Here is an 11,468-nt window from a genome sequence, read left to right on the forward strand (position 1 = left end):
AGTTTCGCCATTCCGTATTCGAGTTGCGCGTTCTTGAGGGGTTCGTCATCGCCATTCCGAAAGACAGCCTTGCCGTGTCCGGGGCGGCCGACGCGGCCATCCCGCCGGCATCCGTTCCGCGGATCGCGCGGATCTGCGCGCTGGGGCTCGCCCTCGACGAGCTGCTGGGCGAGGTCTGCCGCGAGCTTCTGAATATCGGGCGGGCCGAGTCGTGCTGTCTCATCCTGTGCCCCGACGGGTCGCATCTGGGGGCGCTCCGACACATCTATGTCCCTTCCGAGGCGTCCGATCCGCGCGAGGCCTACCGGGAGGGTCCCGGGTGGGACCACCTGGTCGACCGGCTGCTGGCCGGGCGCATGCTTTCCGTCCCCGACCTGCGCCGTCTTCCGGCCGACGATCCCTTCCAGCAGCTCTATAAAAGCTATCCTGTCCGCTCGGCGCTGCTGCTTCCGCTGAAGTTCGGCAGCCGACTGCTCGGCGTCCTGGCGTTGCACACCTTCAGCGCGCCGGCCGCATGGGGGGGCGCCGAAACGGAGGCGCTCGAGCTGTCCGCCTCGATCCTCGCCGCCGCGCTCGAACGGCGCCGGATGGAGTCGATGCTGCGCGCATCCGAGGCGCAATATCGTTTCCTCGCCGAGAATGCGAACGACTTCATCTCGCTCCACGACCTGTCGGGCCGATATGTCTACGCGAGTCCCTCCGCATTCGAGATGGCCGGAATCCGCCCCGAGGTGATCCTGGGCTGCCCGATCTCCGCTTTCCTCCACCCGGACGATGTCGAGGAGGTGATGGCCGAGAACGGGCGGCTGACTTCCGGCGAAACCCGTTCGGTGACGCTCAACTACCGGATGCGGCGGCGTGACGGCAGCCACTTCGACGTCGAGTCGGTTGCGACGGCCGTTTCAGACGAACAGGGGAAGGTACGGCAGATCCTGCGCGTCACGCGCGACGTCTCCGAGCGCGAGCAGATGGCGCGGCGTCTTTTCGAGAGCCGCAAGATGGAAACGGTCGGCATGCTGGCTGGCGGCGTCGCGCACGAGTTCAACAACCTGCTGGTCGGCATCAACGGGTCGGTCGAGATGCTCAACCTGCTGTTCACCGGCAACCGCGAGGCGGCGACCTATCTCGACATGATCGCCCGGATGGGAAACCGCGCGGTCGAGTTGACGCACCAGCTGCTGGCCTATGCCCGGCAGGGGAAGTACAGCCCCGAGCCGTTGCTGCTCAACAAGGTCGTCTCCGACAACATCCCGATCCTCAAGACGTCGCTTCCGCCTACGGTCGAGCTGATGCTGTCGCTGGCCGATGCGCTGCCGCCCGTGGTGGGCGACATCGCCCAGATCAGGCAGGTCGTGATGAACCTGTGCCTCAACGCCGCCGAGGCGATGCCGGGCGGCGGAACGCTCTCCATCTGCACCCGGGTCGAGGAAGGGGGCGCCCATCCGCCCGAGGCCGGAGGGCCGCGCGTCGACCGCCGGTCGGGGCAGCCGGTCGAGGGACCGCGCGTGGTCCTCGAGGTTTCCGACAACGGCTGCGGGATGGACGCATCGACGCTCGACCGGATCTTCGAGCCGTTCTTCTCGACCAAGTTCGTCGGGCGCGGGATGGGGCTGGCGGCGGTGCGCGGCATCATCGACAGTCACCACGGCGAGATCGCCGTTGCTTCGGAGCCGGCCGTCGGCACGCGCTTCAGCGTTCGTCTTCCGGTGGCGCAGCTGTGCGTGCTCGAATCGAAGAAAGACGAAGGCGAGGCCGCGCTCCAGGCCGAGCCGAGTTCCGACGGAAAGGGGATCGTCCTGGTCGCGGACGACGAAGCCGACGTCCGGATGGTGGTGCGGGCCATGCTCGAATCGCTCGGCTACGACGTGATCGAGGCCGGGGACGGGGTCGAAGCCGTTGCGCTGTTCCGCGAGCGGCACGCCGAGATCGACCTGGTCCTGCTCGACCTGATGATGCCCGGCATGACCGGCGACCGGGCCTTCGCCGAGATGCGCTCCGTCGATCCCGGCGTCCGGGCGCTGCTGGCCAGCGGATACGACGAGAGCGGGCGGGTCGGCGACATCGTCGCCGGCGGCTTCGGCGGCTTCCTGCAGAAGCCGTTCCGCCGCGGCGAGCTGGGGCGCAAGATCGTCGCCGTCCTCGGTGCGCCCTCGTCCGTGTTATAGTTACCCTGCGAACATCCAACCTCAACTTTCACTAAAGGAGATATTCATGCTCAAGCGGGAGGAGTGCGTCCTCTATAGCGGCGGTGCCAACGGCGCCGAATGCATGTTCGGCGAGCTGGCCGAACGGTTCGGCATCGAGGAGATCAACTTCACGTTCGACGGGCACAAGATCGGCCGTACCCGCGGCGTCCGGGTGCTGTCGCGCGAAGAGTTGCTGAAGGGCGAGGTCAGCCTGGCCTATGTGTCCAAGCTGATGAGCCGCGATTACACCGACGCGCCTCTCATCCGCAAGGTGCTCCAGACGATCTGGTACCAGGTCAACTCGGGGCAGGAGATCTATGTCATCGGCTGGATCCAGCCCGATGCCACCGTCAAGGGCGGCACCGGATGGGGCGCCGAGTTCGCGAAACTCTGCAACAAGCCGATCTTCGTGTTCGACCAGGACAAGAACGGCTGGTTCACCTGGAAGGACGACGCGTGGGTTCCCGTTTCCGACCGGAACGGTCCGGTCATCCGCCACGCCCACTTCACCGGCACCGGCACCCGCTTCCTCGAAGAGAACGGCCGCGCCGCCATCGCGCGCCTTTTCGAGCGCTCCTTCACGGCCGAACATGTCTGAGGCGTGGAAGGGGAATCCGGCCGACATCCGGAACATCGCAATCATCGCCCACGTCGACCATGGCAAGACCACGCTGGTCGACGCCATGATCAAGCAGAGCGGCATCTACCGTGATAACCAGACCGTGATCGAGCGGGTCATGGACTCCAATGACCTCGAGCGCGAAAAGGGCATCACGATCATGGCGAAGAACCTCTCCGTGGCCTATTCAGGCGTGAAGATCAACATCGTCGACACGCCGGGGCACGCCGATTTCGGCGCCGAGGTCGAGCGGACGCTCAAGATGGTCGACGGCGTCCTGCTGCTGGTCGATGCCTCGGAAGGTCCGCTGCCGCAGACGCGCTTCGTCCTCAAGAAGGCGCTCGAGGCCTCGCTGCCGGTAATCCTGGTCATCAACAAGATCGACCGCCCCGACGCCCGCATCGGCGAGGTTATCAACGAGGTCTACGACCTGTTCATCGATCTCGACGCCACCGAGGAACAGGTCGAGTTCCCGATCCTTTACACCAACGCGCGCAAGGGCACCGCCGCGCTCAAGGACGACGGCACCGGCACCGACCTTCGTCCCCTGTTCGATACGATCGTCTCGCACTTCCCGCCGCCGGGGGGAGATCCTTCCGGGCCGCTCCAGCTGCTCGTGACCAACCTCGACTACAGCGACTACGTGGGGCGCCTCGCCGTCGGCCGTATCTTCTCGGGGACGCTGCGCGCGGGCTCCATGGTGTCGATCTGCGGCAAGGACAACGCGGTCACCAAGCTCAAGGTGACCATGATCTACGCCTACGAAGGGCTCTCCCGCGTCGAGGTTTCCGAAGCGATCGCGGGCGACATCGTGGCGCTGGCCGGCGCCGAGGAAGCCACGATCGGCGATACGGTTTCCGAGGCCGAGGACCCGCGCCCGCTGCCGCGCATCGCGGTCGACGAGCCGACCGTATCGGTCGTCTTCTCGATCAACACGTCTCCCTTCGCCGGTCGCGAAGGCAAGTTCGTCACCTCCCGCCAGCTTCGCGCCCGGCTCGAAAAGGAACTGCTGGCCAACGTGGCGCTTCGCATCGATTTCTCCGGCGTCGACAGCTTCGACGTCATGGGGCGCGGAGAGCTTCAGCTTGCGATCCTCATCGAGATGATGCGGCGCGAGGGCTTCGAGCTGTCCGTGTCGCGTCCCGAGGTCGTCACCAAGGAAGTCGACGGCGTTCGCATGGAACCGTTCGAGCTGCTCTTCGTCGACATCCCCGACACCTTCATGGGGCCGGTGACCACGGCGCTCGCCGACCGTCGCGGCAAGATGCTCAAGATGAACAATCCCGGCTCGGGCCGGGTCAGGCTCGAATACCGCATTCCGTCCCGCGGGCTCATCGGCTTCCGCTCCCAGTTCCTGACCGAGACGCGCGGCACCGGACTGATCAACAACCTGTTCGGAGGATACGAGCCGTGGACCGGTCCGATCTCCGAGCGCAGCACCGGGGTGCTGGTCTCCGATCGCTCAGGCCGCTCAAACGCTTACGCGATCTTCCACCTGCAGCCCCGCGGCACCTTCTTCATCAGCGACGGGGAACAGGTCTACGAGGGGATGATCGTCGGCGAGAACTCCCGTCCCGTCGACGTCGACGTCAATATCACCAAGGAAAAGAAGTTGACAAACATGCGCGCTTCGGGTACCGACGAGGCGCTTCGCCTGGTGCCCCCGCGCAAGCTCTCGCTCGAGGCGGCGCTCGAGTTCATCAACGAGGACGAGCTGGTCGAAGTGACGCCGACCGCGCTGCGGCTCCGCAAGAAGGTGCTCGAATTCAACAAAAGGTCCAAACGCAAAGAATAGATATTTTTCGGAAAAGCGGTAATCCGGTGAAATAATTGTGGAAACCTAGGCCACGGCGAACGCATAATTAGATTCGAAATTAACTTTTCCCGTCAAGGGGGAGAACCGATGGCAGATCCGAAGAAAGCAGCTCCTGTGAAGAAAGCAGCTCCTGTGAAGAAAGCCGCTCCGAAGGCCGCCGCCAAGCCTGCGGTGAAGAAGGCTGCTCCCGCCAAGAAGGCCGCTCCGAAGGCTGCCGTAAAGGTCGCGGTCAAGAAGGCTGCGCCTGCCAAGAAGGCCGCTCCGAAGGCCGTCGCCAAGCCGGCAGCCAAGAAGGTTGCCGCGAAGCCTGCGGTCAAGAAGGTCGCGGCAAAGCCTGCAGTGAAGAAGGCCGCCCCGAAGGCTGCCGCGAAGCCTGCGGTCAAGAAGGCCGTCGCGAAGCCTGCCGCCAAGAAGGCCGCTCCCAAGAAGTAGGCTGCGGGAAAGGGCGCCGCGCCTGCGCGGCAAAACCGGTTCGTGAAGCGGCGACCCCGAAAAGGGTCGCCGCTTCCGTTTTATGCGCGATCGTTTCCGGATTCGGTGGCGCCTGTCTTAAGGCTTGACCGCGTGGAAGATTTCGCGCGGGACGTCGCCTGTGAGGTCGATCTCGTAGTATCCGTACTGCTGGAAGAACATCATCGGCGCACCCGCGCCGCCCGACACGATCACCTTGATGCCGTTCCAGTCGTCGACCTGGTGCATATGCTCGTGGCTGCACAGCACGAGCGAGACGCCGTGCCGCTTGAGCACGCCCTGAAGATGCGCGCTGATCGCGTCGTAGTTGTCGGGCGTGCCATGCGGGGAGATATTGTCGGTGCGCGGGGGGACGTGCATCGCGACGATCAGGTGGCGGATCCCGTTTTTACCCTTGGGATGCGTTGCGAGGTCGTGGTCGAGCCAATCGATCGCATTATCCGCAAGCTTCCAGTTCCCGGTGTCGAGGATGGCGACATGGGCGTCCCTGTGATCGAACCCGTAGTTCGTCCCCGGCAGCCCGAAGAATCGGACGAACCCCTCCCGCGTTCCGCCCCCGTGCAGCTCGTGGTTCCCGATCGCGTAATAAAGGGGTTTGCTGAAGCCCTTCGTCTTTTCCTTGAATTCGGTCCACGGCTTCTCGCCCCCGGCGTATTCGAGGTCGCCCGTGTGGATGAGGAATTCCATCGGTGATTTCTCGACCTCGGCGAGGATCTTCCGAAGAATTCCGTGCTTGTCGTTCCGGCTGTCGCCGCAGACGGCGAACGACCAGCCGAACGCGCTGCCGGAGGCGTACAGAAGCACGACAAGGGCAAGGCCTGTCGCGCAAAGCGGGTTCATCTTCATCGAAGGGATCCTCTTAGTGGTCTCGTCGGATTTCGGGGAAGCGGATCAGCACCGCGGCGGTGAGGGTCAGCGCGACGACTGCCGTAACGGCCACAGCCGTCTGCACCGAAGTGCGGTCGGCGAGCAGGCCGATGATCAGGCTGCCGACGCGCATGAGTCCGAGGAACAGTCCGGCGTAGATCGCCAGGACCCGCCCCCTCAGGTGGTCGGGAACGATGGATTGCAGGATCGCGTTGGCCGGGGCGCTCTGGAGGACGAAAAAGAACCCGACGCCGAACAGCAGGGCGAGCGAGAGCCAATAGGTCGTGCACCAGGCGAACAGCAGCAGGACCAGCGGGAAGGCGAGGCTGCTGGCGACCAGCAGGCGCCCCTTGCGCCGGATCGCGCTGCCCGAGGCCGTATAGAGCGCGCCTGCGACGGCTCCGAGCCCCGCGGCCGACATGAGCGCGCCGTAGGTGCCCGCGCCTCCCTTGAAGACCGCCTTGGCATAGATGGGGATCAGCGTCTGGTACGGCATCGCGAACAGCGTCGACACGGTGACGAGCAGCGCGATCCCGAGCGGCAGCCGGTTGTCCCTGAAATAGCGGAAGCCTGCCAGCAGGTCGCGTCCTTCCTCGCGCGTGGCGCCCCGGGTGGGATGGAATTGCGTGGCGTGCATCATGAGCAGGCCGGCGAGCACGGCAAGGAAACTGGCGCCGTTGATGAAGAAGGAAGCCGCGATGCCGACCGAGGCGACGAGAATGCCGGCGACCGCCGGGCCGACGATGCGTGCGCCGTGGAAGATTCCGGAGTTGAGCGAGATCGCGTTCGACAGGTCTTCCTTTCCGACGAGCTCGACCACGAACGACTGGCGCGCCGGGGCGTCGAGCGCCTGGGCTGCGCCGAGCAGGCAGGCGAGCGCCATGACATGCCACATCTGCACCATGCCGGTCAGGCAAAGCACGCCGAGGACGAAGGCGAGCACCATCATGACGGCCTGCATCCAGAAGACGATCCAGCGCCTGGAGAGGCGGTCGGCGATCGCGCCCGCGAAAAGCGTGAGCGGGATCAGCGGCACGGCGCCGAGAAAATTGACCATGCCGAGGTCGCGCGCCGTTCCGCCAAGTTGGTGGTAGACGAGCCAGTTCTGGGCGATCGTCTGCATCCAGGTGCCGATGAGGGAGATGAGTTGCCCGTAGAACCAGAGGCGGAAGTTCCAGTGACGCAGTGACCTGAAGATGCCGCTTGGCGGGGAGAGGGCGGGCGGCGCCATCGGCCTACTCGGCGCGTCGAAGGAAAAGCGCTCCCAGCGGGGGAAGCGTGAGGCGCACCGAGCAGGGGCGGCCGTTCCAGGGAATCGCCTCGGTCTCGACTCCGCCCAGGTTGCCGACGTTGCTTCCGCCGAATGCCGCCGCGTCGCTGTTGAACGCCTCGGTCCACGTTCCGGCGAAGGGCAGGCCGACCCGGTAGTCTTTCCGGACCACCGGCGTGAAGTTGAAGACGCAGGCCACGACGTCTCCCGCATTCCTGCCCTTGCGAAGGAACGAGACGACGCTGTTGTCCGCGTCCCGGAAGTCGATCCATTCGAACCCGTCGCAGGTGAAGTCGGCCTCGTAAAACGGCAGATACTCCCGCTGCAGCCGGTTCAGCTCGCGGACGAGCGACTGCACGCCCCGATGGGTGTCCCATTGCAGCAGGTCCCACTGCAACGACCGGTCGTGGTCCCATTCGTTCCACTGGCCGAACTCGCAGCCCATGAAGAGCAGCTTCTTGCCGGGGTGGGCATACATGTAGGCGTAGAGCAGGCGCAGGTTGGCGAATTTCTGCCACAGGTCGCCCGGCATCTTGTCGAGCATCGACCGCTTCAGGTGGACCACTTCGTCGTGCGAGAAGGGGAGGACGAAATTCTCCTGGAAGGCATAGAGCAGCGCGAAAGTGAGCTGCCCGAAGTGGAACTTCCGGTGGATCGGCGCCTTCTCGATAAAGTCGAGCATGTCGTGCATCCAGCCCATGTTCCACTTGAAGGAGAAGCCGAGGCCGCCCAGGTGGACGGGGCGGGAGACCATCGGCCAAGAGGTCGACTCCTCGGCGATCGTGACGGCGCCCGGATGCCGCTCGTGGACCAGCTCGTTCAGGCGGCGCAGGAAGGCGATGGCCTCGAGGTTCTCGCGGCCGCCGTGCACGTTGGGCTCCCACTCGCCGGGATTCCGGGAGTAGTCGAGGTAGAGCATCGAAGCGACGGCGTCGACGCGCAGCCCGTCGATGTGGTAGCGGTCGAGCCAGAACAGGGCGTTGGAGAGCAGGAAGTTGGCGACCTCCCGCCGGCCGTAGTTGAAGATGAGCGTGCCCCAGTCCCGGTGCTCGCCCCGGCGGGGATCGGCGTGCTCGTAGAGGTGCGTGCCGTCGAAGCGGGCGAGGCCGTGCGCGTCCTTCGGGAAGTGTGCCGGCACCCAGTCGAGGATGACGCCGATGCCCTCGACGTGGCACCGGTCGACGAACGCCATGAAGTCGTGCGGCGTGCCGAATCGGCTGGTGGGCGCGAAGTAGCCCAGCGTCTGGTAACCCCAGGACCCGTCGAACGGATGCTCGGACACGGGCATCAGCTCGACGTGCGTGAAGCCCATCCCCTTGACGTAGGGGACCAGGTCGTCGGCCAGCTCGGCATAGGACAGGTAGCGGTTGCCGTCGGCCCGCTTCCAGGAACCCAGATGCGCCTCATAGACGGATACCGGGCGGTCGAGCGGGCTCCGGCCGGCGCGATCCTGCATCCAGCCGGCATCGGTCCAGGCATAACCGTCGATCTCGCAGACGACGGTTCCGGTCTTCGGCGGCGGCTCGAAGTGGAAGCCGTGCGGGTCGGCCTTGGTGAAGATCTCGCCCGTCCCGCGGGCGCGGATTTCGTACTTGTAGATCTCGGATTCGCAGAGGCCGGGCACGAACAGCTCCCAGATGCCGCTCTCGCCCCGGATGCGCATGGGGTGGACCCGGCCGTCCCAATGGTTGAAATTGCCGACGACCGAGACGCGCTCGGCATTGGGCGCCCAGACGGCGAACGCGACCCCGGGGACGCCGCCGATCGTCGTCAGGTGGCTTCCGAGCTTTTGATACGTCTCGAGGTGGTTCCCCTCGGACAGCAGGTGGATGTCGAAGTCGGACAGGACGAGGCCGAACGCGTAGGGGTCGTCCTGCTCCCATCGGTGTCCATCATGGTTGGTGATCTCGAGCCGATAGCGGAAGGTCCCGGGCGCCAGGTCGAGCGTGGCCTCGAAGAGTCCTTCGGGGTGGATCCGGGTCATCGGCTTGCGGCGTGTTTTTCCGGCGGCTTCGGCGACGACCTGGACGGCGGCGGCCTGCGGGTACAGGACGCGAATGGCCGTGACGTCGCCGGCGGCGTGAGGCCCCAGCACGGAAAAGGGATCCCAATGTCGGGCGTCCGCGAGCAACCCGATGTCGCGGGGAGAGAGTGTGGACTTCAACGGGTGACCTTGAAGAACGTCTCCTTGCTGTCCCTGAGCGCCCCTCCCGGCACCTCGATCGTGACGTTCACCTGGTAGTTGCCGGCCGTGGCGGCGCCCGGGATGGTGAACGGGATCGTGCTCTTGTAAGTGCCGGCGGTCCGCTCGACCTCGATCGAGACCTTCCCCGCCGGCGCGCCGTCCTTGAGGAACTCGCGCGTTTCGGTGACCGTGACCAGCTGCCCCGCGACGGGGAGGAGCACGGCGTACTCGGCATTGACGTTGATGGTCTCGCCGGCGGCGACGATCGCGGGATTGGCGCGCACGCTGTCGAAGGAAATCAGCGGCCCCTGGGCCGGGGTATAGCCGTAGTCGCGCACGGTCTGTGCGGGAGTCTTCGCATTCTCGTCTTCGTAGCGGCCGACCGCCCCCCCTGCCAGGACCCCGTCGAGCATGCCGGAAATTGCGCTGCGCCGCGCTACCTTGGCCGGCGCCTTCTGCGCGGCGTTGTCGACCGCCGCCGCGGGCTTGGCCGGAGGCGCGGAGACCATGGCGCAACTGTGAAGGATGCCGGCGGCCAGGGTGGTTAGCGTCAATGCGACGGCTGCTTTTTTCATGGGGATCGTTGCCTCCGGACGGATGCTTGGATTATGACCGCCGATTATACTCGCACGGCGGCGCACAGTGGAAGCGCCGATGGGGCGACGTAAAGCCGGATGCCGTCGAGGGCGTGATCGGACAGGATTTCGCGTACGGTCGCCATCGCGAGGTGCGGGTTGTTGTGGTCGTTGCTCAGGTGGCAAAGGACGATCCCCGCGGGGCGACGCCGGCTTTCCTGGAGGGCGCGGACGAGCAGCAGCCCCGCCTGCCGGTTCGACAGGTGCCCCTCGTTTCCGGACACCCTGTGACGGTCCTGCCGCGGGCTCTCAGCCAGCATCCGCTCGTCGTGGTTGGCCTCGATCAGGATCAGGTCGCTGTCGAGGAAATCCTCGTGCAAGCCGTCGCCGCCGTGGCCCAGGTCCGTGGCCATCGAGATCCGGAAATCTCCGCCCTCGGACGGGATGGCGAGGCGGAAGCCGCAGGTAAGCCCCACGGCGTCGTGCGGTACCTGGAAGGCGTTCACGGTGACGGGGCCGATGTTGAAACCGCTTCCGTCGAACATCCGCAGCAGCCCCTGTTCCTGGAATCGCCCCCGCTTCCGTTCGTCGAGGCGGGAATAGATCCGGCTTTCGAACATGCGCCTGTTCTTCTCGTGGATGTAGACCGGGATGCCGTGCTCGCCGCAGCGGGCCACGGTGTGGGCATTGACGTGGTCGCTGTGCAGGTGCGAGACGAGGACGGCATCGACCTGCGCCCAGGGAAGCGAGGCTTCGGCGATCGCCTGGTCGAGGGCGCGCCCCGACGGGAGGCCCGCATCGACCAGGATCGCGCCGCCGCCGTACCGGACCACGGTCAGGTTCCCGGAGCTGCCGCTGCGAAGCGGGAGCACGGAGATCGTGGCCGCGGAAATGGGGGCGGTGCCGCAGGCCATCCTACCGGGCGAACCTCGTGAAGACGAAGTCGTGACCCTTGACGTTGGCCTCGTGACAGGGGAAGCAGCTCTTGTGGGTTTCTTCGTTGGCCGGCTTGCCGTTGATGAAGCGCGCGAATCCCCACCCGCCGGTGGCGACGAATTTCTTCGAGTCCTTGACCATGAACTCGATGCGCGGCGCGGTTCCGGGACGGAAAGCCCCGGGAAATTCGTCCATCGGTTCGCGGACCCAGGCCAGCTTGGCCAGGACCGATCCGTCGGGGAGGGGGAGCGTGCCGTCCCGGAGCGCCTTGTACGCGACCGGGTTGGCCAGGATCGACCGGAGCTCGTCCTTGTTGTCGGTCCGGTGGGAAGGCGCGACAAGCGACCATTCGCGATAGCCGTCGGGGATCCCGATCCCGAAGATCGGAGAAACCGCGGCCGTTTCCGCCCGCGATGTTCCGGTCGGCGGAAGGAGGAGCGCCAATGCGAGGCAACCGAGGAAGAGCGAAGCGGCGAGAACGATCTTTCGCATGCGGAACCTCCTTGCAGCGCGGGTTCGGTTCGGGGGGTGCGGACCAGTATA

10 protein-coding genes are annotated in these 11,468 nt (G+C 65.6%); 4 read left to right on the plus strand and 6 right to left on the minus strand.

Features of this window, described 5'->3' with window-relative positions; genetic code table 11:
* Positions 1–23: 23 nt before the first annotated feature.
* From VGK27_04280 to VGK27_04295, 4 genes are all read left to right on the plus strand, one after another.
* Positions 24–2,165, plus strand: a complete 2,142-nt coding sequence (locus VGK27_04280; protein ID HEY3489328.1) for an ATP-binding protein — start codon at positions 24–26, stop codon at positions 2,163–2,165.
* Between the two features lie 46 nt (positions 2,166–2,211).
* Positions 2,212–2,784, plus strand: coding sequence for a hypothetical protein (locus tag VGK27_04285; GenBank protein ID HEY3489329.1), 573 nt, complete (start codon positions 2,212–2,214; stop codon positions 2,782–2,784).
* Positions 2,777–4,600: a translational GTPase TypA gene (typA, locus tag VGK27_04290; protein HEY3489330.1), complete on the plus strand. Its 1,824-nt coding sequence runs from the start codon at positions 2,777–2,779 to the stop codon at positions 4,598–4,600. Before VGK27_04285 ends, typA begins: the two co-directional genes overlap by 8 nt.
* A 108-nt stretch (positions 4,601–4,708) precedes the next feature.
* Positions 4,709–5,053, plus strand: a complete 345-nt coding sequence (locus tag VGK27_04295; GenBank protein ID HEY3489331.1) for a hypothetical protein — start codon at positions 4,709–4,711, stop codon at positions 5,051–5,053.
* Positions 5,054–5,170: 117 nt separating this feature from the next.
* Here the strand turns inward: VGK27_04295 and VGK27_04300 are convergent, their stop codons facing one another.
* The 6 genes from VGK27_04300 to VGK27_04325 are packed head-to-tail and all read right to left on the minus strand — an operon-like array spanning position 5,171 to position 11,417.
* Positions 5,171–5,938: a metallophosphoesterase gene (locus VGK27_04300; GenBank protein ID HEY3489332.1), complete on the minus strand. Its 768-nt coding sequence runs from the start codon at positions 5,936–5,938 to the stop codon at positions 5,171–5,173.
* Positions 5,939–5,951: 13 nt separating this feature from the next.
* The gene (locus VGK27_04305) at positions 5,952–7,190 is read right to left on the minus strand and encodes an MFS transporter (GenBank protein ID HEY3489333.1); all 1,239 of its coding nucleotides are present in this window, start codon (positions 7,188–7,190) and stop codon (positions 5,952–5,954) included.
* Between the two features lie 4 nt (positions 7,191–7,194).
* A complete protein-coding gene (gene glgB, locus VGK27_04310; protein HEY3489334.1) occupies positions 7,195–9,393 on the minus strand; it encodes a 1,4-alpha-glucan branching protein GlgB in 2,199 nt (732 codons plus the stop codon).
* Complete coding sequence (locus VGK27_04315; protein ID HEY3489335.1) at positions 9,390–9,989, minus strand: hypothetical protein; 600 nt, start codon at positions 9,987–9,989, stop codon at positions 9,390–9,392. Before VGK27_04315 ends, glgB begins: the two co-directional genes overlap by 4 nt.
* A gap of 44 nt (positions 9,990–10,033) precedes the next feature.
* Positions 10,034–10,903 carry an MBL fold metallo-hydrolase gene (locus tag VGK27_04320; GenBank protein ID HEY3489336.1) on the minus strand — a complete coding sequence of 290 codons (870 nt, stop codon included), beginning with the start codon at positions 10,901–10,903 and terminating at the stop codon, positions 10,034–10,036.
* A gap of 1 nt (position 10,904) precedes the next feature.
* Complete coding sequence (locus VGK27_04325) at positions 10,905–11,417, minus strand: cytochrome P460 family protein (GenBank protein HEY3489337.1); 513 nt, start codon at positions 11,415–11,417, stop codon at positions 10,905–10,907.
* Between the last annotated feature and the right edge of the window lie 51 nt (positions 11,418–11,468).

Source organism: Candidatus Deferrimicrobiaceae bacterium, assembly GCA_036504035.1.
In the GTDB taxonomy this organism is placed as follows: Bacteria; Desulfobacterota; Deferrimicrobia; order Deferrimicrobiales; family Deferrimicrobiaceae; genus JANXPS01.

Excerpts from the sequence above, each read along its gene's own strand:
- VGK27_04285 (HEY3489329.1), top strand. The coding sequence starts at position 2,212 with ATGCTCAAGCGGGAGGAGTGCGTCCTCTATAGCGGCGGTGCCAACGGC.
- typA (HEY3489330.1), top strand. The coding sequence starts at position 2,777 with ATGTCTGAGGCGTGGAAGGGGAATCCGGCCGACATCCGGAACATCGCA.
- VGK27_04295 (HEY3489331.1), top strand. The coding sequence starts at position 4,709 with ATGGCAGATCCGAAGAAAGCAGCTCCTGTGAAGAAAGCAGCTCCTGTG.
- VGK27_04300 (HEY3489332.1), bottom strand. The coding sequence starts at position 5,938 with ATGAAGATGAACCCGCTTTGCGCGACAGGCCTTGCCCTTGTCGTGCTT.
- VGK27_04305 (HEY3489333.1), bottom strand. The coding sequence starts at position 7,190 with ATGGCGCCGCCCGCCCTCTCCCCGCCAAGCGGCATCTTCAGGTCACTG.
- VGK27_04315 (HEY3489335.1), bottom strand. The coding sequence starts at position 9,989 with ATGAAAAAAGCAGCCGTCGCATTGACGCTAACCACCCTGGCCGCCGGC.
- VGK27_04320 (HEY3489336.1), bottom strand. The coding sequence starts at position 10,903 with ATGGCCTGCGGCACCGCCCCCATTTCCGCGGCCACGATCTCCGTGCTC.
- VGK27_04325 (HEY3489337.1), bottom strand. The coding sequence starts at position 11,417 with ATGCGAAAGATCGTTCTCGCCGCTTCGCTCTTCCTCGGTTGCCTCGCA.